The organism is Microbacterium pasadenense, assembly GCF_047246565.1.
In the GTDB taxonomy this organism is placed as follows: domain Bacteria; phylum Actinomycetota; class Actinomycetes; order Actinomycetales; family Microbacteriaceae; genus Microbacterium.
The window spans coordinates 1190495-1211733 of sequence record NZ_JBFOKN010000001.1 but is presented as its reverse complement, the minus strand read 5'-3'; the positions used below and the strand labels follow the sequence as shown (position 1 = coordinate 1211733).

20 protein-coding genes and 1 pseudogene are annotated in these 21239 nt (G+C 70.5%); 7 read left to right on the top strand and 14 right to left on the bottom strand.

Translation table 11 applies throughout. From position 1 onward, the window contains the following. Positions 1–9 precede the first annotated feature (9 nt). The 5 genes from AB3M83_RS05825 to AB3M83_RS05805 all read right to left on the bottom strand — a co-directional run bounded on the left by AB3M83_RS05825 (position 10) and on the right by AB3M83_RS05805 (position 5936). Complete coding sequence (locus tag AB3M83_RS05825) at positions 10–831, bottom strand: sulfite exporter TauE/SafE family protein (RefSeq protein WP_412945854.1); 822 nt, start codon at positions 829–831, stop codon at positions 10–12. Positions 832–876: 45 nt separating this feature from the next. Next, complete coding sequence (locus AB3M83_RS05820) at positions 877–1728, bottom strand: aminoglycoside phosphotransferase family protein (RefSeq protein WP_412945852.1); 852 nt, start codon at positions 1726–1728, stop codon at positions 877–879. A gap of 27 nt (positions 1729–1755) precedes the next feature. Beyond that, positions 1756–2355 (bottom strand): histidine phosphatase family protein, encoded by a 600-nt coding sequence (locus AB3M83_RS05815; protein ID WP_412945850.1) that lies wholly within the window; start codon positions 2353–2355, stop codon positions 1756–1758. Positions 2356–2426: 71 nt separating this feature from the next. Beyond that, positions 2427–3446 carry an aldo/keto reductase gene (locus AB3M83_RS05810; protein ID WP_412945848.1) on the bottom strand — a complete coding sequence of 340 codons (1020 nt, stop codon included), beginning with the start codon at positions 3444–3446 and terminating at the stop codon, positions 2427–2429. A gap of 225 nt (positions 3447–3671) precedes the next feature. Next, the gene (locus AB3M83_RS05805; RefSeq protein WP_412945847.1) at positions 3672–5936 is read right to left on the bottom strand and encodes a polyribonucleotide nucleotidyltransferase; all 2265 of its coding nucleotides are present in this window, start codon (positions 5934–5936) and stop codon (positions 3672–3674) included. Positions 5937–6232: 296 nt separating this feature from the next. On the opposite strand from AB3M83_RS05805, the gene AB3M83_RS05800 reads away from it, so the two are divergent. Beyond that, positions 6233–6415: a DUF5302 domain-containing protein gene (locus AB3M83_RS05800; protein ID WP_412945845.1), complete on the top strand. Its 183-nt coding sequence runs from the start codon at positions 6233–6235 to the stop codon at positions 6413–6415. A 58-nt stretch (positions 6416–6473) separates the two neighbouring features. Here AB3M83_RS05800 and AB3M83_RS05795 read toward each other — a convergent pair whose 3' ends face one another. Beyond that, complete coding sequence (locus tag AB3M83_RS05795; protein WP_412945843.1) at positions 6474–7118, bottom strand: FMN reductase; 645 nt, start codon at positions 7116–7118, stop codon at positions 6474–6476. Then, positions 7115–8311: an LLM class flavin-dependent oxidoreductase gene (locus AB3M83_RS05790; RefSeq protein ID WP_412945988.1), complete on the bottom strand. Its 1197-nt coding sequence runs from the start codon at positions 8309–8311 to the stop codon at positions 7115–7117. The genes AB3M83_RS05795 and AB3M83_RS05790 overlap by 4 nt, the downstream gene beginning before the upstream one ends. Positions 8312–8446: 135 nt before the next feature. Between AB3M83_RS05790 and AB3M83_RS05785 the strand changes: the two genes are divergently transcribed. Then, positions 8447–9616: an acyltransferase family protein gene (locus AB3M83_RS05785; RefSeq protein ID WP_412945841.1), complete on the top strand. Its 1170-nt coding sequence runs from the start codon at positions 8447–8449 to the stop codon at positions 9614–9616. A gap of 5 nt (positions 9617–9621) precedes the next feature. Here the strand turns inward: AB3M83_RS05785 and ald are convergent, their stop codons facing one another. Further along, positions 9622–10716 (bottom strand): alanine dehydrogenase, encoded by a 1095-nt coding sequence (gene ald, locus AB3M83_RS05780; protein ID WP_412945839.1) that lies wholly within the window; start codon positions 10714–10716, stop codon positions 9622–9624. Between the two features lie 117 nt (positions 10717–10833). On the opposite strand from ald, the gene AB3M83_RS05775 reads away from it, so the two are divergent. The 3 genes and pseudogenes from AB3M83_RS05775 (at position 10834) to AB3M83_RS05765 (ending at position 14046) form a co-directional block, all read left to right on the top strand. Next, positions 10834–11343, top strand: coding sequence for an Lrp/AsnC family transcriptional regulator (locus AB3M83_RS05775; RefSeq protein WP_412945837.1), 510 nt, complete (start codon positions 10834–10836; stop codon positions 11341–11343). Positions 11344–11406: 63 nt separating this feature from the next. After that, positions 11407–12416, top strand: a pseudogene (locus tag AB3M83_RS05770) (isopenicillin N synthase family dioxygenase). A gap of 64 nt (positions 12417–12480) precedes the next feature. After that, complete coding sequence (locus tag AB3M83_RS05765) at positions 12481–14046, top strand: alpha-amylase family glycosyl hydrolase (protein WP_412945836.1); 1566 nt, start codon at positions 12481–12483, stop codon at positions 14044–14046. A gap of 344 nt (positions 14047–14390) precedes the next feature. Here the strand turns inward: AB3M83_RS05765 and rpsO are convergent, their stop codons facing one another. Then, a complete protein-coding gene (gene rpsO, locus AB3M83_RS05760) occupies positions 14391–14660 on the bottom strand; it encodes a 30S ribosomal protein S15 (protein WP_018187174.1) in 270 nt (89 codons plus the stop codon). A 220-nt stretch (positions 14661–14880) separates the two neighbouring features. On the opposite strand from rpsO, the gene AB3M83_RS05755 reads away from it, so the two are divergent. After that, on the top strand, positions 14881–15891 hold the full coding sequence (locus tag AB3M83_RS05755) for a DMT family transporter (protein WP_412945833.1): 1011 nt from the start codon (positions 14881–14883) through the stop codon (positions 15889–15891). Here the strand turns inward: AB3M83_RS05755 and AB3M83_RS05750 are convergent. The 4 genes from AB3M83_RS05750 to AB3M83_RS05735 all read right to left on the bottom strand — a co-directional run bounded on the left by AB3M83_RS05750 (position 15851) and on the right by AB3M83_RS05735 (position 19794). Then, the gene (locus AB3M83_RS05750; RefSeq protein ID WP_412945831.1) at positions 15851–17365 is read right to left on the bottom strand and encodes a M15 family metallopeptidase; all 1515 of its coding nucleotides are present in this window, start codon (positions 17363–17365) and stop codon (positions 15851–15853) included. The genes AB3M83_RS05755 and AB3M83_RS05750 overlap by 41 nt on opposite strands. A 59-nt stretch (positions 17366–17424) precedes the next feature. Then, entirely contained in the window at positions 17425–17793 is a 369-nt protein-coding gene (locus AB3M83_RS05745) for an FKBP-type peptidyl-prolyl cis-trans isomerase (protein ID WP_412945829.1), read from the bottom strand. Positions 17794–17835: 42 nt separating this feature from the next. Then, on the bottom strand, positions 17836–18396 hold the full coding sequence (locus tag AB3M83_RS05740) for a YceI family protein (RefSeq protein ID WP_412945828.1): 561 nt from the start codon (positions 18394–18396) through the stop codon (positions 17836–17838). 234 nt (positions 18397–18630) lie between these two features. After that, positions 18631–19794 (bottom strand): PrsW family intramembrane metalloprotease, encoded by a 1164-nt coding sequence (locus AB3M83_RS05735; protein WP_412945826.1) that lies wholly within the window; start codon positions 19792–19794, stop codon positions 18631–18633. A 74-nt stretch (positions 19795–19868) separates the two neighbouring features. On the opposite strand from AB3M83_RS05735, the gene AB3M83_RS05730 reads away from it, so the two are divergent. Next, positions 19869–20732 carry a fumarylacetoacetate hydrolase family protein gene (locus tag AB3M83_RS05730; protein ID WP_412945824.1) on the top strand — a complete coding sequence of 288 codons (864 nt, stop codon included), beginning with the start codon at positions 19869–19871 and terminating at the stop codon, positions 20730–20732. A gap of 61 nt (positions 20733–20793) precedes the next feature. On the opposite strand, the gene AB3M83_RS05725 is transcribed toward AB3M83_RS05730, so the two are convergent. Then, positions 20794–21231 carry a DUF4190 domain-containing protein gene (locus AB3M83_RS05725; protein ID WP_412945822.1) on the bottom strand — a complete coding sequence of 146 codons (438 nt, stop codon included), beginning with the start codon at positions 21229–21231 and terminating at the stop codon, positions 20794–20796. Between the last annotated feature and the right edge of the window lie 8 nt (positions 21232–21239).

Sequence of the window (21239 nt, the reverse complement as noted above, 5' to 3'; positions counted from 1 at the left end):
GCCTTCAGCCTACGCGGGCAGGAATTGCACGACGGTGTCCCACGCGAGCTTCACGACGAGCAGCGACAGCACGACGAGGAAGACGACCCGGACGAAGCCGTTGCCGTTCTTCGTGGCCATCCGCGCGCCGACGATGCCGCCGGTCATGTTCGCCACCGCCATCGCTGCGCCGAGGAGAAGGAGGACCTCGCCGTGCACGCCGTAGACGGCGAGGGCGGCGAGGTTGGTGGTCAGATTCGCGATCTTCGCGTTGACGCTCGCCTGCAGGAAGCCGAACCCGAGGACGCCGACCAGCAGGATCACGAAGAACGACCCGGTGCCGGGGCCCAGGAGCCCGTCGTAGAACCCGACTCCCACGCCGATGACGGCCGACCGCCAGGCGACCGCGCCCCGGTGGGTGTGCCGAGGTTCGTGATGCAGGCCCATCGTCGGCTTCAGCAGCGTGTAGACGCCGACGACGATGACCGCCACGAGGACGACGGGCGTCAGGACCTCGCGCGGGACGTAGCGGGACAGCGCCGCGCCGACCGACGATCCCGCGAACGCGCCGGCGACGAGCGGCAGCAGGAGCGACAGATGGACGCGGATGCGGCGGAGGTACACCCAGCTCGCCGACAGCGTGCCGACGAACGACGACAGCTTGTTGGTGCCCAGGATGTACGGGGTCGGCACATCCTGCGGGACGGCGATCACGAGCGCCGGCAGCTGGATGAGCCCGCCGCCGCCGACCACGGCGTCCACCCAGCCGGCGATCCCCGCCGCAGCGATCAGGAACACCAGCGCGGCCGCCGAGACGGGCAGCCAGTCGGCGAGAGCAGGACCATCGAGCACCGGTCGATTCTTCCCCCCGTCGACCCGGTTCCCAAACCGGGGGCGCTACCGGGCGGTCAACTCCGCGACGGCGGCGGCGGACATCGCCCGCAACCAGGCATCGTCGGCGTCGGCGAGCAGTGCGGCGATCGCGGCGGCCCAGGCCCGGGCACGGGTCCAGACATGGCTGTCGTAGGCGTCCGCGAGCGAGCGCTGGAAGACGTCCCGCCCGTCGGCCGTGAAGCCCAGCCATGCGATCGCGAGGTCGCAGGCCGGATCCCCCGCGCACATGTCGCCGAAGTCGAGCAGGGCACGCACCCGGCCGTCCCGGACGACGATGTTGCCGGGATGCACGTCGCCGTGGACCCAGACGGGCGGGTGGGGCCAGGACGGCGCCGCGAGTCCCGCGCGCCACAGGCCTCGCAGCTCCGGGAATGCGGCGAAGCGCGGCTCGACCGCGGCGGCACGGTCTGCGAGCGGGACCCCGCGGACCGGATTGCGGGGCGCGTCGATCGGCGCCGGGACGTGCAGGGCCCGCAGGGCGTCGGCGAGCTGCCGGGCGATGCCGTTCCGTTCCGAGGCGGACACGGTCGCTGCGACGGTGCCCTCGAACCAGGGCACGATGCTCCACGGCCACGGGAAGCCGGGATCGGGACGCCCAACCGCGACCGGGACGGGCAGGTCGACCGGCATCCGAGCCGCGATGTCCGCCAGCCAGCGCTGCTCGTGCTCGATCAGCGGCACGGCGGCCTGCCGCCGCGGCAGCCGGACGGCGAGGTCCTCCCCCAACCGGAAGACGTCGTTGTCCCAGCCCGAGGCGGCGCGACGGACGGATGCCCGCAGCGCCGGATGCTGCGTGCCGACCAGTCGCTCGACGTCGGCGACGGTGATGTCGAGCTCGGCTCCGGGTTGTGGCATCCGTTCACCCTAGGGCGCCGGCCGGCGTCAGACGAGGGGCGCCTCGGGGAGGCCGGTGCGGAGCTCCATGGGGAGATGGGCGAGGTCGTTGTGCGCCACCAGCGTCCACGGCCGGCCGGCGCGCTGCGCCAGGACCGTGAGACCGCAGTGCGCCTGATTGATCGTGAGCCAGCGCCAGGTGGGCGCCTGCAGCACCTCGCGGACGAACCAGGCGATGACGAAGTTGTGCGTGATGAGCAGCTCGTGCGCATTGGGCCGGTGCGCGAGGAACTCCGCCACCGCGTCGGACATCTGCGCCGCCCCGGCATCCGTCTCGGCCTCGGTCACACCGCCGAAGAACGGCTCGTAGACGCTCGGCGTGTCCGGCGTCATCCCGCTCGGGACGCAGTCGAACAGCAGCGCGGTGGGCTCGGGCTCCACCGACGGCAGCCGCTCGGAGACCGCACGCGCGGTCTCGGCGGCCCGCTCAAGGGGGGAATGCCAGACGTTCGTCAGCGGCACGCCGGAGAGGCGATCGGCGAGGAACTCCGCCTGGCGGCGTCCTCGCGGCGAGAGGGGACCATCGGCGAGTCCGTGCTCGGCATCGAGGTGCTCGCCATGGCGCACAAGGTAGAGATAGTGCGTCACGTCATTGCTCGCTTCGTCGTCCAGCGCCGCGAGATCGCTGCGGCTTACTCTCACCCTATGTCAGAGTCGGTTCACTCGGTGGCTCGGGCGATCTCAGCCAGATGCGCGCGGCTCAGCTGCACGCCGACACCCTGCACGAGCTCCTCGACGTGGCCCACGGCATACGCGTTGACGATCGGTGCGACCACGATGCGCTGCGCGAGCAGCCAGGCGATCGCGACCGCCGCGGGCGGGACGCTGAGTTCGGCGGCGACGCGGTCGAGGGCGCGCAGCGTGCGCGCGCCGCGCCGGTTCATGCTGGCCGCGAGCTGCCGCCCCCGCACCGACGCGCCGACGCGGTCGCGGCTGCGGTGCGCTCCGGAGAGGTAGCCGTGCTCGAGCGCCTGGGACGGGGTGACGGCGATGCCCTGCGCCCCGGCGACGAGGCGCAGATCGCCGTCGAACTCGTCGCGGCGCAGGACGTTGTGGGGCACGTCGAGGACCGTGAACCTCGGGTAGCCCGCGGATGCCAGGATGCGCGCTTCGACGAGCTGAGCGGCGGTGTAGCCGAAGGCGGCGACCGTGCGCACCTTCCCGGCCTCCACGAGCCATTCCGCCGTGGCGAGGGTGTCCTCCAGCGCGGTCGAGCCGTCGCCGGTGCGATCGAGGTAGAGGACGTCGATGCGGTCGGTGCCGAGGCGGGTCAGGGACGCCTCCACCGAGCGGACGAGGTTCACGGAGCCCAGTCCCGGATGATCGGGATTGCGCCCGACACGAACGGCCAGCACGATGTCGTCGCGCATCCGGCGGGACCGGAACCACTGTCCGATGACGTGCTCGCTGCGTCCCGCCGCGTAGCTGTCGCAGGTGTGGAAGGCGTTGCCGCCCCGGTGGACGTAGGTGTCGAGGATCGCGTGGGCGGCGGTCAGGTCGACATGCCAGCCGAACTCCGCGCCACCGAGCATCAGTGGGAACACCTGCAGGCCCGTCTCCCCCAGCGGAGAGCGGAGCGCGTGCCCCACCGGAGCGCCCTGGACGGGCAGCGGCCCGGACGGGTGCGCGGCGGGATCGGTGGGTGGCGGCGTGTGCGTCGCCGAGCCGAACTGTCCCATCGCCCCTCCTTGCGGAGCGCTCGAGGATCCGTGTGTCCACGCATCCCCCGATGCGTTACTCCGAGGGTAAGCCAGACCTCCGACAGCCCTTCGCATCCGAGCCCGGTTCGCACCGGAAATTACGTAACGGTTTCGTCACGCGGCCGGCGGAGCGCCCCTCGTCGCGAGCGCGGACAGCGAGACGCCCGCCCCTCCGGCAGGAGGGACGGGCGTCGGCGGCCGGGATCAGGCCTCGGCGGGAGCCTCGGCGGGGGCGGCGGACTCGTCCGCAGCCTCCTCGATGACGGGCTCGAGCGAGAGCTTGCCACGGTCGTCGATCTTCGTGATGCGCACGAGGATCTTCTGTCCGACACCGAGCACGTCTTCGACGTTCTCGACGCGCTTGCCGCCGGCGAGCTTGCGGACCTCGCTGATGTGCAGCAGGCCGTCCTTGCCGGGCAGCAGCGACACGAACGCGCCGAACGCGGCCAGCTTCACGACCGTGCCGAGGAACTGCTCGCCGACCTCGGGGTTGGTCGGGTTGGCGATCGCGTTGACCTGCGCGCGAGCAGCCTCGGCCGAGGGACCGTCGACGGCGCCGATGTACACCGTGCCGTCCTCCTCGATCGAGATCTGAGCGCCGGTCTCGTCCTGGATCGCGTTGATCGTCTTGCCCTTGGGGCCGATCAGCTCGCCGATCTTGTCCGTGGGGATCTGCACGCTGATGACGCGCGGCGCGGTGGCCGCCATCTCGTCGGGGGCGTCGATCGCCGAGTTCAGGACGTTCAGGATCGTCATGCGGGCTTCCTTGGCCTGCGTGAGCGCCGCGGTCAGCACCGACGACGGGATGCCGTCGAGCTTCGTGTCGAGCTGGATCGCGGTGATGAACTCGCTCGTGCCGGCGACCTTGAAGTCCATGTCGCCGAGAGCGTCCTCGGCGCCGAGGATGTCGGTCAGCGCGGCGTAGCGCGTCTGGCCGTCGACCTCGTCGGACACGAGACCCATCGCGATGCCGGCGACGGGTGCGCGCAGCGGCACACCCGCGTTCAGCAGCGAGAGGGTCGACGCGCAGACCGAGCCCATCGAGGTCGAGCCGTTGGAGCTCAGCGCCTCGGAGACCTGACGGATCGCGTACGGGAACTCCTCGCGGCTCGGCAGCACCGGCACGAGTGCGCGCTCGGCCAGGAAGCCGTGCCCGATCTCGCGACGCTTGGGGCTGCCCACGCGACCGGTCTCACCGGTCGAGTACGGCGGGAAGTTGTAGTGGTGCATGTAGCGCTTGCTCGTCGTGGGCGACAGCGAGTCGATCTGCTGCTCCATCTTGAGCATGTTGAGCGTCGTGACACCCATGATCTGGGTCTCGCCGCGCTGGAAGACCGCCGAACCGTGGACGCGCGGGATGACCTGCACCTCGGCGTCGAGCGGACGGATGTCGGCGAGTCCGCGACCGTCCATGCGGACGCCCTCGGCGAGGATCCGGCCGCGGACGACCGTCTTCGTCACCGACTTGTACGCGGCGGAGAACTCGATCGGCGCGCCGGCGGGGAGTTCGCCCGCTTCGACCGCGGCGAGCAGGTCGGCCTTCACGCGGTCCTTGACCACGTCATCGGCTGCCTGGCGCTCCTGCTTGTCGGCGATCTGGTAGACGTTCACCAGGTCGTCGTAGGAACGGCCGGCGACGAAGTCGTAGACCTCGGAGCTGTACGCCGCGAAGACGGGGTAGACGCCCGGCTCGCGCGACGAGCTGGCGGCCATCTGCGCCTGCGCCTCGACGAGCTGCTTCAGGAACGGCTTGGCGGCCTCGAGGCCGCCGGCGACGACCTCTTCGCTCGGCTTGACGGCGCCGCCCTTGATGAGGTTCCAGCTGTGCTCGGTGGCCTCCGCCTCGACCATCATGATCGCGACGTCGCCGTCGGGGAGGACCCGACCGGCGACCATGAGGTCGAAGACGGCCTCCTCGACCTGGGCCTGGTTCGGGAAGGCGACCCACTGGTCGGCGTGCTCGCCGTGACCGGGGATGAGCGCGAGGCGCACACCGGCGATGGGGCCGGAGAACGGCAGACCCGAGATCTGCGTCGACGCGGACGCCGCGTTGATCGCGAGGGCGTCGTAGTACTCGCCGGGCGCGATGGACAGAACGGTGATGACGATCTGGACCTCGTTGCGCAGGCCGTCGACGAACGACGGGCGCAGCGGGCGGTCGATCAGACGGCAGACGAGGATCGCCTCGGTGGAGGGACGGCCCTCACGACGGAAGAACGAGCCGGGGATCTTGCCGGCGGCGTACGAACGCTCTTCGACGTCGACCGTCAGCGGGAAGAAGTCGAAGCCTTCGCGAGGGTGCTTGCCGGCGCTGGTGGCCGACAGCAGCATCGTCTCCTCGTCGAGGTACGCGGCGACGGCGCCCTGCGCCTGCTGCGCGAGGCGGCCGGTCTCGAACCGGATGGTGCGGGTGCCGAAGCGGCCGTTGTCGAGGACGGCTTCGGCGGCGGTGATTTCAGGACCTTCCAAGAGGTCTCTCCTTCTTTGTTTAGACTCGCACGCGCGTTTCGCGCACGAGATCGAACGAAGGAGCGGGAACAGGCAGATATGGGCGCGCGGTGCGTACCGCGGGTCCGCCTGCGCTGGCCACCAGTCGAAGATCACCATCGCGTCGGATGGGAACCCACCACAGGGGACCAGCTTCCTGCCGGGCCTGCTCCATGAACCCATCGAGCGATGGGAGCTCAGTGTGAAATTGAGCGGATGCCGATGAGGCAACCCGGCCCAGCCTATCAGTGGGGCTCCGCCGTGCGTATCGTGGCCGTATGAGCGATGCAGACAAGCCCGCGGAAGCGGCATCCGACGACGTGAAGCGGAAGTTCCGCGAGGCGCTCGAGAAGAAGAACGCGCAGCACCGGAAGGGTGAGGCGCACCTGGACGGCGATTCCGCGGTCCACGGCACCCACGGCGCCGTGACCAAGCGCGAGTTCCGGCGCAAGAGCGGCTGACCGCCACCACGACGAAGGGCCCGGATGCCGTGCGCATCCGGGCCCTTCGTGATTGCGGTCACTCGCCGCTCAGGCCTCCGAGCAGGTGCCCGAACGATCCGCCCTTGCCGAGGTACGACTCGGGGTCGAACGGGTCGAGGGCGGCGCCGGCCGGGCGCCGTTCGATCGCGTCCGCCAGCTCCCGCGCGCCGCGATCGATGCGCGACCCCAGCGGCTTGACGTCGTCGGCGCGGGCGCCCCAGTCGGACGACGCGGCGAAGACCCCGGTCGGGACCGCTTCCGCGTGCAGGTAGGCGAACAGCGGTCGGATCGCGTAGTCGATGGCGAGCGAGTGGCGCGCCGTGCCGGCGTTCGCCCCGATGAGCACCGGCATCCCGGTCAGCGCATCGGGGTCGAGCACGTCGATGAACGACTTGAACAGCCCCGAGTAGCTGGTGGAGAAGATCGGCGTCACCACGATCAGAGCGTCCGCCGACACGACCGTGTTGATCATCGACTCGAGGGCGGGCGGGGCGAACCCGGTGAGCAGGTTGTTCGTGACGTCGTGCGCGTACTCGCGGAGCTCGAAGGTGTCGACGGATGCCTCGATGTCGCGTCCGGAGAGCTCGGCGAGCGTCGCCGCGGCGAGCTTGTCCGCGAGCATCCGCGTCGACGAGGGGTTCGACAGTCCCGCCGAGACGACGGCGATCCGACGCCCGGTCATCGAGCACCGCCGAGGCCGAAGGCCGCGCCGACGGGCGCGCCCGAGTCCTGGTACGGGCTCGGGCCGGACAGGTTGTCGCCGCGGTTGGCGCGCGGACGGGCCTCACGGGCGGGTCCCCCGCCGTAGGCCGCCGCGACCCGCGAGGCGTGGGTGGGCGCGTCCGGGACGGATGCCGGTCGGTTCTGCGCCAGCTCCTTGCGGAGGACCGGCACGACCTCGCCGCCCAGGAAGTCGAGCTGTTCGAGGACCGTCTTCAGCGGCAGACCGGCGTGGTCCATGAGGAACAGCTGGCGCTGGAAGTCGCCGAACACGTCGCGCATTCCCGCATAGCGGTCGATGACCTGCTGCGGCGAGCCGACGGTGAGCGGGGTCATCTCCGTGAAGTCCTCCATGGACGGGCCGTGCCCGTACACCGGCGCGTTGTCGAAGTAGGGCCGGAACCGGTTCACCGCGTCCTGCGAGTTCTTCGCCATGAACGCCTGCCCGCCGATGCCGACGATCGCCGTCTCGGGGGCGCCGTGGCCGTAGTGCTCCCACCGCTGGCGGTACAGCCCGATGAGGCGCTGGTAGTGCTCGGCGGGCCAGAAGATGTTGTTCGCGAAGAAGCCGTCACCGTAGTACGCGGCCTGCTCGGCGATCTCGGGCGTGCGGATCGAGCCGTGCCAGACGAACGGCGGCACGCCGTCGAGGGGGCGGGGCGTGGCGGTGAATCCCTGCAGTGCCGTGCGGAAGGTGCCCTCCCAGTCGACGACGTCCTCCCGCCACAGCTTGTGCAGCAGCGCGTAGTTCTCGATCGCAAGGGGAAGCCCCTGCCGGATGTCCTGCCCGAACCACGGGTAGACCGGCCCGGTGTTGCCGCGGCCGAGCATCAGATCCATGCGCCCGCCCGAGAGGTGCTGCAGCATGGCGTAGTCCTCGGCGATCTTCACCGGGTCGTTCGTCGTGATGAGCGTCGTCGAGGTCGACAGGACGAGCCTCTCGGTCTGCGCCGCGATGTAGGCGAGGGTCGTGGTGGGCGACGACGACCAGAACGGCGGGTTGTGGTGCTCGCCGATGGCGAAGACGTCGAGGCCGACCTCCTCGGCGTGCGTGGCGATCTTCAAGGTGGCCGAGATGCGTTCGCGCTCGCTCGGCGTGTGACCGGTGGTGGGGTCCTGCGTGATGTCGGTCACCGTGAAGATGCCGAACTGCACACCGGGCCAGGTGGTGGTCGTGTCGCTCACGATCTTTCTCGCTTTCCGGACGGGTCGCGTCCGATCCATGCATGTGAATGTACCCGTTCCAACGCACTCGTGTCTACGTTATTCCCCCGGGTAGTCTCGCTCTCGATGAGCACCGCCCCCGCCGCCGGACCGGGCACCCGACGCGTCCCCGTGTGGGACAACGCCCGCGCGGCGTGCATCATGCTCGTGGTCCTCGGCCACGCCATCCAGCGACTCACCTACGACTCCGACATCGCCCTCGGCCTGTACCTGCTGGTCTACGCCTTCCACATGCCGGCGTTCGCCCTGATCTCGGGGTACTTCTCGAAATCCGACCCGCCGAGCCGGCGGCAGATGACGCGGATCCTCACCGACATCGTCGCGCCGTACGTCATCTTCGAAGCGCTCTGGACCGCGACGAAGTTCATGGTCGAAGGCAGCGCGAATCCCAACATCACCCAGCCCTCCTGGACGCTGTGGTTCCTGTTGGCGCTGGCGATCTTCCGCCTCGTCCTGCCCTATCTGGCGCTGCTCCGATGGCCGGTCGCATGGACGGTGGTCGTGTCGCTCTCGGTGGGCTACCTGCCGAACGTCGACTCGACGCTCTCGCTGTCGCGGACGCTGGGGCTGCTCCCCTTCTTCACCATCGGGTGGTGGCTCAGCCACCACAGGATCCTCGAGAGGCGTGATCTGCTGCGCCGGCGCCGCCTGTCGTTCCGGCTCGGCGCCATCACCGTCTTCGGCGTCGCCGGATGGGCGGCCTGGTTCTTCGTCGACCGGTGGGAGGAGATGAACCTCCGGCAGTGGCTGTTCTACGACGAGAACTACGCCGCCATCGGCGTCACCGACTGGTGGGCGGCTGCCGTCCGTCTCGCGCTCATGGTCGTCGCCCTGATCCTCAGCGTGGCGTTCTTCGCCCTCGTCCCCCGCGGGGCGTACCGCTGGACCGCCATCGGCCGCTACACGATGTACGTGTACCTGCTGCACTCGTTCGTGCTGTATCCGCTGCGCGAGTCGGGCGTGCTGCGCGACCTCGAGCCCACGTGGATCTGGCTGCCGACCGTGGTGGCCGCGGCCGTCGTCATCACCGCCGCCCTCGCCTCGGCGCCGGTGCCGCGCCTGTTCCGTCCGCTGATCGAGCCGCGACCGGGCTGGCTGTTCGCCGATCCGAGCCTCACCCGACGCGACACGCGGCGCAGCGATCCGACCGGGTCGCGGCGCCCCGGCGACCCGGAACCCGCCGACCGCGGTCAGCGGCCCGGGGACGACCCGGCGAAGGGTCCCGCCGTCCCGTAGCCGGCTCAGGGGGCGAAGGGCAGCCCGAAGGCGTCCGCCACGCCCTGATTCGCCACGCGCCCGGCCACGGTGTTCAGGCCCTTCGCGAGCGCGGGGTCCGCCGCGGCCGCGGCATCCCACCCGCGATCGGCGAGCGCGACGACGTACGGGAGGGTCGCGTTGGTCAGTGCACGCGTGGACGTCTCGGGCACCGCGCCGGGCATGTTGGCCACGCAGTAGTACAGCGCGTCGTGAACAGCGAACGTGGGGTCGTCGTGGGTCGTGGGCCGCGAGCCCTCGAAGCATCCGCCCTGATCGATGGCGATGTCCACGAGGACCGCGCCGCGCTTCATCGAGGCGACCATGTCGGTCGTCACGAGCTTGGGCGCAGCGGCTCCCGGCACGAGCACCGACCCGATGACGAGGTCGGCGACCTCCACCTGCTCGGCGATCGCGTAGCGGCTCGACGCGCGCGTGTGCAGGCCGGGGTACCGCTTCTCGAGCTCGCGCAGCCGGGGCAGCGAGACGTCGATGACGGTGACCTCGGCGCCCATGCCGAGCGCATTGGCGGCGGCGTGCTCCCCCGCCACCCCGCCCCCGATGACGAGGACCTTCGCCTTGGGCGTGCCGGCCACGCCTCCCAGCAGCGTGCCGCGTCCGCCGGCGGCGCTCATGAGCGAGTAGGCGCCCACGGTGATCGAGATGCGACCGGCGACCTCACTCATCGGGGAGAGGAGGGGAAGACTCCGATCGGGCAGCTGCACCGTCTCGTAGGCGACACCCGTCGTGCGCGAGGCGAGCAGGGCGTCGGTGAGCGCCCGATCCGCGGCCAGGTGCAGATACGCGAACAGGGTGAGGTCCTCCCGGAGAAAGCCGTACTCCGCGGCGACGGGCTCCTTCACCTTGACGAGCAGGTCGACGTCGTTCCACACGTCTGCGGCGGTCGGAACGATGGTCGCCCCGGCGGCCGCGTAGTCCTCGTCCCGGATCCGCGATCCCGCACCGGCGCCGGACTGCACGCGGACATCGTGGCCGCGCCCGACGAGTTCGTCCACGCCCGCCGGCGTGATGGCCACGCGGTTCTCGTTGTTCTTGGTCTCGGTGGGGATTCCGACGCGCATCCGGTTCTGCTCCTCGTCCTCGAGTGATGAGGAGATTCTCGTGACTCTTCCGCAGGTGCGGCCGAGAATGGGAGGATCTTCGGGAGAACACCCGAGACGGCCGCGAAAGGAGCCGGGATGACGCCCGCGCAGCCTGCCGGATCGAAGGATCTTCGGCACCCCGATGCGCTCGACGACATCGATCGCGCGATCGTGGACGCGCTCGCCGCCGACGGACGGCTCTCCAACGCCGACCTCGCCGTCCGGGTCGGCGTGGCCCCCTCGACCGCACACGCCCGGACCCGCAGCCTGCTCGAGCGCGGGGTGATCACGGGCTTCCACGCCAGCGTCGACCAGCGCGTGATCGGTGCCGGGCTGCAGGCGATCGTGCATGTGACCCTGCGCCCCGGCTCCCGCCACGACAGCATCGTCGATTTCGCCACCGAGGTGCGCGGCCTCCCGCAGGTGATCCAGGTGTTCTTCCTGGGCGGCTCGGACGACTTCCTGATCCACATCGCCGTGGCGGATTCGAGCGAGGTCCGCACCTTCGTCGTGGAGCATCTGTCCGCACAGCGGAGCGTCGCGAACACCCGCACGAGCATCATCTTCGACTATCACCGCAACCGGGTCGCAGCGCCGTTCTCCTGACCGGCGCGGTAACCCACGGCAACATTCGCCGACGCCCCGTTCCCGTCTGCCTATCCTCGGACGATGTCCGCGCAGCACCTTCCCGTCCTCGATCTCTCCCTTCTCGACCAGGGCCCCGACGCCGCGGCGCGCTTCCGCGCCGATCTGCGGCGGGCGACGCACGAGGTGGGGTTCTTCTATCTGACCGGGACCGGGGTCTCCCCCGAACTCGAAGCCCGACTCCACCACGCCGCACGCGATTTCTTCGCCCTGCCCGAGGACGCGAAGCTCGAGATCGAGAACACGAAGAGCCCGCACTTCCGCGGCTACACCCGCGTGGGCGGCGAGCGCACGCAGGGCCGCGTCGACTGGCGCGAGCAGATCGACATCGGTCCCGAGCTCCCCGCGATCACGGATCCCGACGCCCCCGACCACGCCATCCTGGTCGGTCCGAACCTGTGGCCGTCCGCGCAGCCCGAGCTGCGCGGGATCACCGAGGAGTGGACCGCGATCCTGTCGGATGTGTCGCGCACGCTCCTCCGCGCCTGGGCGGAGGCCCTGGGTGCCGAGGCCTCCTACTTCGACGAGCACTTCGGGGAGGCGCAGACGCTCCTGAAGATCGTCCGGTACCCGGGCTCCGCCGAGCCGGAGCCGCAGCGGGGGTTGGTGCGCACAAGGACTCCGGCGTGCTCACCCTGCTGTGGGTCGAGCCGGGCAAGGGCGGCCTGCAGGTCGAGCGTGACGGCGGCTGGGTGGATGCCCCGTCCGTGCCCGGCGCGTTCGTCGTCAACATCGGAGAGCTCCTCGAGCACGCCACCGGCGGGTACCTGACCGCGACCAATCACCGGGTCGTGTCGCCCCGTGCCCCCGAGGACCGCATCTCGGTGCCGTTCTTCTTCAACCCCTCGCTGGACGCCCGGCTGCCCCCGATCGAGCTGCCGGCGGAGCTCGCCGCGCAGGCCCGCGGCGTCTCGCGGGACCCCCGCAACCCGATCCACGGCCTGCACGGAGAGAACGCACTGAAATCGCGACTCCGGGCGCACCCCGACGTGGCGGAGATCTGGCACGCCGACCTCGTCGCGGCGCGCTCCTGACGGCGGCACGCCGACCCGACATCCCGCCGTTGCGCCGCCGCCCCTGCCCGCTTAGGGTGCCGGGATGACCTGGTGGCAGAACGCGGTCGTCTACGAGGTCTACCCTCGCTCCTTCGCCGACGCGGACGGCGACGGCGTCGGCGACCTCCGCGGGATCATCGGACGGATGCCGTATCTCGCGTCCCTCGGCATCGACGCCCTCTGGCTGACGCCTTTCCAGCGCTCGCCGCAGGTCGACCAGGGCTACGACATCAGCGACTACTGCGCGGTGGACCCGCTGTTCGGGACCCTGGCCGACATCGATGAACTCCTCGTGGCAGCCCACGCCTACGGCATCCGTGTCCTGATCGACATCGTCCCGAACCACACGTCGACCGAGAACGCGCAGTTCCAGGCGGCACTGGCGGCGGGGCCGGGATCGCCGCCACGACGGCTGTTCCACTTCCGGGAGGGGCGCGCGGACGGCGCCGAGCCGCCGAACAACTGGCTGAGCGTCTTCGGCGGCTCCGCATGGGAGCGGGCTCGTCCCGGCGACGCAGCGGACCGCGAGTGGTACCTGCACCTGTTCTCGGCCGGCCAGCCGGACTGGAACTGGGACGATCCGGCGGTCGGCGACCACTTCGAGGGGATCCTCCGCTTCTGGTTCGACCGGGGTGTCGACGGCATCCGCGTCGACGTCGCGCACGGGCTGTTCAAGGCGCCGGGACTGCCGGATTCACCCACCGTCCCGACCGTCATCGACGGCCTCCGATCCAACGCGCTCACGATGGACCAGGAGCTCGTGCACGACGTGTACCGCCGGTGGCGGCGGATCGCGGCGGAGTATGCGCCCGAGCGCCTGCTCGTCGGCGAGGTCAACCTCGATCCGATCCGCGCCGCGCGCTACACCCGCCCCGACGAGCTGCACCAGTCGTTCGCCTTCGTGTTCGTCCGGCTGGGCTGGGATCCGCAGGCCTGGGTCGACGCGGGAACGCTGCTCGACGCCGTCCGCGCGGACCACGGCAGCGCGCCGACCTGGGCGCTCGAGAACCACGACGTGGTGCGCACGCCGACCCGCTTCGCCGGCGGCGAGAGAGGGCGTCGCCGTGCGCATGCGGCGCTGATCGCCCTGCTCGGACTCCCGGGCGCCGTCTACGTCTACCAGGGCCAGGAGCTCGCCGTGCCGGAGGTCGACGTCCCCGTGGATGCGCGTGCGGACCCCATGTGGCATTCCGGCGGCGTCAGCCGCGACGGCGCGCGCGTCCCGCTGCCGTGGACGGCCGACGACGCCGACGCCCACGGCTTCTCCGCTCCCGGTGCCGCCCGTCCGTGGCTGCCCGTCCCGCCGGACTGGGGAAGCTTCGCCGTGCAGGCGCAGGAGACGGATGCCGCGTCTCCGCTCTCGTCGTTCCGGGCCGCCGTCGCCGCGCGCCGCGACCTCGTGGCCGCCGGTGCGCTCGTCCCGGGCGCCGGCCTGCGCTGGCGGCGGGTCGGCGACGCCGTCCTCGCCGAAGGTCCGGCGGTCACCGTGGTCCTCGCGATGGGCGACCGCCCGGTGCGACTGCCCGGCGGCGAGGTCGTGTTCTCGACGGAGCCGGTCCCCCGCGGCATCCTGCCCGCCGACGCGGCGGCGTGGGTGCGCACGCGCTGACCCGTCCCGATACCGGTGCACGATCAGCGGTGCTGATGTCGCCGTCGGCGGCCGGCGAGCCGGCATCCGCCCCGCCGGTCGTGCCGGCGTGGATGCGCACGCGCCGACCCGTCCCGGTACCCGTGCACGATCAGTGGTGCTGATGTCGCCGTCGGCGGCCGGCGAACCGGCATCCGCCCCGCCGGTCGTGCATCCGCACCATGGCCGACGGCGGAAGCGACGGCGGCGGGGACGCGACGGCTGGGGCCGGGCGGAACCGGCCGGGCCGGGAATGACGAAGGCCGCCCCACACCAGGGGCGGCCTTCTCAAGAATGTTTTGCGCGATATTACGCTGGCGGATGCCTTATCGACGGAGACCGAGGCGCTCGATGAGCGAGCGGTAACGGTTGATGTCGACGTCCTGGAGGTAGCCCAGGAGACGGCGGCGCTGACCGACGAGCAGGAACAGCCCACGACGCGAGTGGTGGTCGTGCTTGTGCTCCTTGAGGTGCTCGGTGAGGTCCTTGATGCGCTGCGTCAGCATCGCGACCTGCACCTCGGGGGATCCGGTGTCACCGGGGTGCGTCGCGTACTCTTCGATGATCGCCTTCTTGACGTCTGCTTCCAGTGCCATAGGTGATCCCCTTCCTCTTCGTTGCGCGGCGCCCTCCGCCTGATGCGTGGGCTCTCTTTATCCGCGGCCGATCGAACGGCAACCACAAGAGTCTACCAGTCACGGGCCCCCGGGGTGACCGGGCCGCCGCAGCGACAGGATCCCGCCACGTTCCAGCGGATTCCGGTCGTCGCGTCGGCGCCCCGCCGCACATGTCGGCCTCCGGCGATACAGTCGGCCCGTGACCACGACCTCCCCTCCGCCGGCGCTCGTCGCGACCAGACCGCGCGACGGCAGGATCCTGTGGCAGTTCGTGCTGACCGGCATCATCTGGGGGTCGAGCTTCCTCTTCATGAAGGTCGCCCTCGAGGGCATCTCCCCCGCGCAGGTCGCCTGGAGCAGGCTCGTGCTCGGCGGTCTGACCCTCGGCCTGTTCGTGCTGCTCCGTCGAGAGCGGCTGCCGCGGCGGCTGGCGGTCTGGGGACACCTGACCGTCCTCGCCGTCTCGTTCTGCGTCGTCCCGTTCCTGCTGTTCTCGTGGGCGCAGCAGCACGTCACGTCCGGTCTCGCCAGCATCTTCAACGCCACCACCCCGATCATGACCGCCGTCATGGCGTGGGCGGTGTTCCGGGTCGAGCGGCTCTCCGCGGGTCAGATCGCCGGCATCCTCGTCGGCATCACGGGTGTGATGGTGATCATCGCCCCCTGGCGGGGCCTCGACGGCGCGCAGAGTCTCATCGCGGAGCTCGCGATCCTGGGCGCGACCGCCTGCTACGGCTTCAGCCTCGCCTACATGCGCCGTTTCGCCTCGAACACCGGGATGTCGGCCCTCGTCTTCTCGTTCCTCAATATCGGGATCGCCGCGGTGGTGATGCTGCTGCTCACCCCGTTCATCGCGCTCTCGCCGGTGCGACTCGACCTCGGCATCGTGGTCAGCCTGGTGCTGCTGGGCTGCTTCGGCACCGGCGTCGCGTACATCTGGAACCAGAACGTGGTCCGCGCGTGGGGACCGACCCGGGCGTCGACGGTGACCTATATCACCCCGGTCGTCGGCGTCGTCCTGGGGGTCGTCCTCCTCGGCGAGCGCCTCGGCTGGAACGAGCCGGCGGGTGCGCTGCTGGTCTTCCTCGGCATCCTGCTCGCGCAGGGACGGCTGCGAAGGCGACGGGATGCCGGCGGCGCCGCAGCCGCCATCGCTCCCGACAGCGCCGCTAGTACCGCGAAGGGACGCGGAGGTACTCCTCCAGGGTGAGCTTGGCGGATGTCAGCTTCTTCGCGACGGCGGTGCCGACGTACCGGAGGTGCCAGGGTTCCCAGCGGTAGCCGGTGACCTTCTCCTTGCCCTTCGGGTAGCGGACGATGAACCCGTACTCGGGACCGTGCTTGGCCACCCACCTGCCGGCCTTCGTCTCGCCCCACGCCTGCGAGATGGAGTTCACATCGATCGCGAGGCCCGTCTGGTGCTCGCTGTGCCCCGGGCGCGCGGATCGCTTCTCTGCCGCCGCCCGGCCGTGCTGACGCACCTTGCTCGCGAACACGCTCTTCTGCGTGGCGTAGGACCGGAAGCCCGAGATGATGGTCAGCGAGACCCCGTCCTTCCGCGCTGCCGCCTTCATCGTCGAGAAGGCGCGCGTCAGCTCGGGGCGGAGGCCGTTCCCATAGGACGACGGCAATGGCAGCGACTTGTTCACGATGAGGATGTCGCGGATGTGCGCCGGCTTCGCCGGTCGCACCGAGCGGACCTTCGGCGATCCGGCCGCGCGCCACTGCGACGCGGTGACAGGGGTGAGCGTGCCGCTCAGGCGGTGGTAGACCGTGTCGCCGACCGTCAGGCGCACGAACGAATCCCCCGGGATCCGATAGCGCGTCGTCGTCCGCGGTCTGCCCGCCGCAGCGTACGTCGCTGCGGTGAGGCGGACGACCTGGTCGACGCTGCGGTCACCGGGGCGGTGCGGCCACGTGATCAGGGCGTGGACCGTCGATGACCAGGGCGTGCGGGCGTAGACGGTCGGCGCGATCGACACCTGCGGCTTGCCGGCGGCGGCGTACGTCGCGGCGCTGATCACGCGCTGGGCACCCGAGGCGGCGACGAAGTGGACGTTCTTCGACCACTTCGCACGGTAGTAGCCCCCCGGCACGACGTCGTGCGGCTTCGGCGAGCCGGCTGCCGCCCGCTCCCTGGCGGTGAGGAGGTGCCGGACGCCGTCGGGGGTGCGCGCGTACAGATCCTTGGGTCCCGAGACGTAGCGCGAGTACCGGGTCGTCGGCACGTGCCCGACGACACGGCTGGTTGGCGTGCCGACGGATCTGAGGGCCGCGGCATCCAGCGTCACCACGTCGTCGACAGCCCGGTCGCCCTTGTGATGCGGCCACGTGAGCAGGCCGTAGACCGTCCGCGACCACGATGCGCGGACGTACGAGACGGGCGCGACGGCACGCTTCGGCTTGCCGAGACGGTCCCACTGCGCGACGGAGAGCCGGCGGACCGAGCCGTCCGTCCGAACCTCGTAGACGCTCTGATCCGTGGTCCACGGCGTGCGGTAATACCCGTAGACCGTCACGGGCTCCGGAGACGGGGATGCCGACGGAGCGGGCACCGGCGACGCGGCCGCCGACACGGCGGGTGCCGGGTCGGCGACCGCGGCGGATGCCTGGAGCGCGGAGGCGCCCATCACGAGCACCGCCGTCAGCGCGACGGTGCGGATCCGGCGTCCCCAGAGCGCCATCTCATCCCTTCCCCGACGATGACCCGGCCGGTTCCCCGGCCGGGTCGCGTCGTCGTCGCTCAGGCGACGTCGAGCAGATCGATGATGAAGATGAGGGTCTTGCCGCCGAGGAAGTGCCCCCCGGCCGGTCCGTACGCGAGGTGCGGCGGGATGACCAGTTCACGTCGACCGCCGACCTTCATGCCGGGGATGCCGTCCTGCCAGCCCTGGATGAGGCCGCGCAGCGGGAACTGGATGCTCTCGCCGCGGTTCCAGGAGGAGTCGAACTCCTCGCCGGAGACGTACTCGACACCGACGTAGTGAACCGTGACGGTGTCGCCGGCCTTCGCCTCGGCTCCATCACCCTGGATCAGGTCACGGACGACGAGGTCGTTCGGGGCGGGATCGAGCGGCGCGTCGATCTCGGGCTTGGTGCGGTCTGCAGTCATGCTCCCATCCAACCCGAGGCGAGGACGGCGGTCAACGCGAGGTCAGGCCTGGATGGAGCCCTGGAGGTCCAGCTCGATGGCGACGTCCTTGCCGACGAGCACGCCACCGGTTTCGAGGGCGGCGTTCCAGGTGAGCCCGAAGTCTTCGCGGTTGATGACGGTCTTGGCGGTCGCGCCGGCCTTGTAGTTGCCCCACGGGTCGACCCCGAAGCCGCCGAAGTCGACGGTGAAGGTGATCGGCTTCGTGATCCCCTTGATGGTCAGGTCGCCGTCGACGAGGAAGTCGCCGCCCTCGAGCCGGACGCCGGTCGAGCTGAACGTGATCACGGGGTGGTTCTCGACGTCGAAGAAGTCGGCGCTGCGCAGGTGCACGTCACGACCCTCGTCCTTGGTGGTCAGCGATGCGGCGTCGACCTTCGCGTCGAGCTTGGCCTCGAGCGGGTTCGCCGGGGCGACCAGGGTCGCCTCCTTGATGTCGAAGTGACCCCGCACCTTCGAGATCATCATGTGACGGACGCTGAAGCCCACTTCACTGTGCGAGGCGTCGAGCACCCAGGTGCCTGCCTTGTAACCGGGGATGTCGAGGGTGGTGGAGTCGGTCATGATCGTCCTTCGTCTGTCGTCCGGGATGTCCGGCTGTCGGAGAGCGCAACGCACGCGCATCCGATTGTATTTCCGTGAATGCAAAATCCCTTCGTCGGCGGCCGAGGAGCCGACCACTCTTGACACCCGCGGGGACCGGAGCGATGATTGCCGCAGACCAACTCAGCGCCCGGGAAGACTTGCAGGCATCGCCGCAGCTCCGGGCGCTGAGTCTTGGTCGGGGCACCCGAGTGATCAGCGGGCGAGCAGCTGTTCGCGCACGGCCGTCGTCCGCTCCAGGTAGACGCGCTCATCGGCCGACGCCGCGGCATCGCGTCCGCTGATGGCACGCTGACGCGCGGCCGCGAGAGCCGTCGCCTCCGCGATGAAGCGGCGCATCAGCGCCGAGCGGTCGCCGGGAAGGGTCCGCGCCCACGCGATCGCCTTGCTGCGTCCTGCCCCGGTGGCGAGCATCTCCACCTCGGCCGGGGAGAACCAGCCGACGCTCGCATACTCCCCCAGCCGCTCCCGCGTGAGCCGGGCTTCTTCACGGCGCAGCAGCACCACCCCGAGCGTGAACAGCAGGAACAGCGGCACCTGCAGGGTCACGTACAGGCCGAAGAAGTCGGCGAAGACGGCTGACCCGTTCCATAGGGCGTGCAGGACGATCCCCGCCACGAGACCGGCGGTCCACGGCCCGAGGGCCGCCACGCGCGAGTAGCCGGCGCGCGCGGCCAGGCCGAGCCCGTAACCGATCAGCGCGGTGAACATGACGTGCGCGAACGGCGACAGGATGCCGCGCAGGAAGAACGTGATGGCCGTCTCGCCCACTCCCCCGACGATCAGGCTGTCAGCGAAGTAGAGGATGTTCTCGGTGAAGGCGAAGCCCGCCCCGACCAGGGCGCCGTAGACGACCCCGTCGACGGGACCGTCGAACGCGCGCCGCGCGGCCGCGAAGATCAGGAACACACCGATGCCCTTCGCGACCTCCTCGACGATGGGCGCCTGGACGACGGCGGAGATCGTCCCGGGGACTCCTTCGGGGCCGAGGACGAGCGTCAGCGCCAGGTCGACGGCCAGGGCGAGGACGGCGGCGGCGATCGCCCCCCAGGCCACCGCGAAGAACAGGAGTGCGCGGGGCTCGGGTTCCCAGCGGTCGATGGCACGCACCGCGAGCAGGACCATGCCGAGGGGAATGAGGGCGAGGATGCCGGCGATGACGGATGCGGCCGCGCCGAGGAAGGTCAGGAGGTATGCGACGAGTCCGACGCACAGCACCAGGAGGACGGCTGCGGCGAGCCAGAGCACGATGCGCCCCTTCGACTTCGCGGGGACGGGCAGCGGCCGCGCCATCGTGGCGACCGGCGGCGCGGCGGGGATCGCGTGAGGCGGCTGTGCGAGCGGCGACGGGTACGTCATCCGCTCAGCCTAGAGGCGGGGCCCGGGGTGCACGGGGCGGTCTCGCATGCCGTCCGCGACGGTAGCCTTGAGGCATGCGCTTCGCCCACGTTGTCCCCGACGGTGCCGACGATCCGCAGCTGGTCCTGGTCGAATCCGACCGTGCCACCGTGGTGTCGGACCTCTTCGACGGCGCGCCGTCCGCGCTGCAGGAGCTCATCGAGGGCGGTGAGGCGCTGCTCGAGCGGGTCCGCGCCGGCGCGTCGTCGGCGACGTGGCATCCACTCGACGAGCCCGTGTTCGCGTCGGCGATCCTCGACAACCCGGTGACCATCGCCATCGGCCTGAACTACGCCGCGCATTCCAGCGAACTCGGGCTGAAGGCCGACGCCGCCCCGACGATCTTCACCCTCTGGCCTGGCTCGCTCAGCGGACACCGGCACACCACGACCTGGTCGCGCTCGCTGAGCGAGTCCGTCGACTACGAAGCCGAGCTGGGCGTCATCGTCGGCCCGGCTGCCCGGGACGTCTCGCTCGAGGACGCGCTCGACCATGTCTGGGGCTACACGGTCGTCAACGACATCACCGCGCGCGACATCCAGTTCTCCGAGGCCCAGTGGTCGCGGTGCAAGTCGTTCGACGGTTTCACCCCGACCGGCCCGTTCGTCGTCACGGCCGATGAGGTCCCCGACCCGCAGGACCTGCACATCTGGACCGTCGTCGACGGGCGCACCGTGCAGGACGCGTCGACCGGACAGATGATCCATCCTGTCGCGAAGCTCGTCTCGTACCTCTCGCGGTCCGCGACGCTGCTGCCCGGCACGCTCATCTCGACGGGCAGCCCGGGCGGCGCCGGCTACTCCCGCGATCCGCAGATCTTCCTGCGCGACCGCTCCACCGTGACCGTCGGGATCGACGGGATCGGCGAGCTCACCACCTTCTGCCGCATCACCGACTGACGACGGAGCGCGGACGCGGAAGCGGCGGCCCCCGGAAGAGGACCGCCGCTTCGCGGGGCGTTCAGTTCTGGAGCAGCTGCTCGCAGTCGAACTGCTGGCCGTAGAGCTCGACGGTGCCGCCGCCGTTCTGCATGCAGAGCTCGATGACCTGGTTGACGTCGCCGCCGACGGTCGCCAGCGTGCTGATCACGATGATCGCGATGATGATGGCGATCACGCCGAGGACGACGCTGATGATGATGGCCGCCAGGGCGAAGCCGTTCTTGTGACCGGCCTTGCGGCTCTGCACGAGCGCGATGATGCCGAGGATCAGCGCGACGAGCTGGACGAAGAAGGACAGCACGAACGCGACGATGCCGAGCGTCTTGCCCGGGACCGGCGCGTCGGGAGCGGGCCCGCCGGAGCCGTACTGCGGCGCGTTCGGGTAGGCGGGCGCCGAGTAGGCGGGTGCCTCGTACGCCGGAGGCGTGTTCTGCGGCGGCTGGTTGGGGTCGGTCATGAAATGTC

What these genes read in the sequence shown, in the direction of transcription:
- AB3M83_RS05745 (WP_412945829.1), bottom strand. Translation starts at nt 17,793, where the DNA reads ATGACTGCAGACCGCACCAAGCCCGAGATCGACGCGCCGCTCGATCCC.
- ald (WP_412945839.1), bottom strand. Translation starts at nt 10,716, where the DNA reads ATGCGCGTCGGAATCCCCACCGAGACCAAGAACAACGAGAACCGCGTG.
- AB3M83_RS05740 (WP_412945828.1), bottom strand. Translation starts at nt 18,396, where the DNA reads ATGACCGACTCCACCACCCTCGACATCCCCGGTTACAAGGCAGGCACC.
- AB3M83_RS05820 (WP_412945852.1), bottom strand. Translation starts at nt 1,728, where the DNA reads ATGCCACAACCCGGAGCCGAGCTCGACATCACCGTCGCCGACGTCGAG.
- AB3M83_RS05800 (WP_412945845.1), top strand. Translation starts at nt 6,233, where the DNA reads ATGAGCGATGCAGACAAGCCCGCGGAAGCGGCATCCGACGACGTGAAG.
- rpsO (WP_018187174.1), bottom strand. Translation starts at nt 14,660, where the DNA reads ATGGCACTGGAAGCAGACGTCAAGAAGGCGATCATCGAAGAGTACGCG.
- AB3M83_RS05735 (WP_412945826.1), bottom strand. Translation starts at nt 19,794, where the DNA reads ATGACGTACCCGTCGCCGCTCGCACAGCCGCCTCACGCGATCCCCGCC.
- AB3M83_RS05775 (WP_412945837.1), top strand. Translation starts at nt 10,834, where the DNA reads ATGACGCCCGCGCAGCCTGCCGGATCGAAGGATCTTCGGCACCCCGAT.
- AB3M83_RS05750 (WP_412945831.1), bottom strand. Translation starts at nt 17,365, where the DNA reads ATGGCGCTCTGGGGACGCCGGATCCGCACCGTCGCGCTGACGGCGGTG.
- AB3M83_RS05730 (WP_412945824.1), top strand. Translation starts at nt 19,869, where the DNA reads ATGCGCTTCGCCCACGTTGTCCCCGACGGTGCCGACGATCCGCAGCTG.
- AB3M83_RS05785 (WP_412945841.1), top strand. Translation starts at nt 8,447, where the DNA reads ATGAGCACCGCCCCCGCCGCCGGACCGGGCACCCGACGCGTCCCCGTG.
- AB3M83_RS05795 (WP_412945843.1), bottom strand. Translation starts at nt 7,118, where the DNA reads ATGACCGGGCGTCGGATCGCCGTCGTCTCGGCGGGACTGTCGAACCCC.
- AB3M83_RS05810 (WP_412945848.1), bottom strand. Translation starts at nt 3,446, where the DNA reads ATGGGACAGTTCGGCTCGGCGACGCACACGCCGCCACCCACCGATCCC.
- AB3M83_RS05765 (WP_412945836.1), top strand. Translation starts at nt 12,481, where the DNA reads ATGACCTGGTGGCAGAACGCGGTCGTCTACGAGGTCTACCCTCGCTCC.
- AB3M83_RS05725 (WP_412945822.1), bottom strand. Translation starts at nt 21,231, where the DNA reads ATGACCGACCCCAACCAGCCGCCGCAGAACACGCCTCCGGCGTACGAG.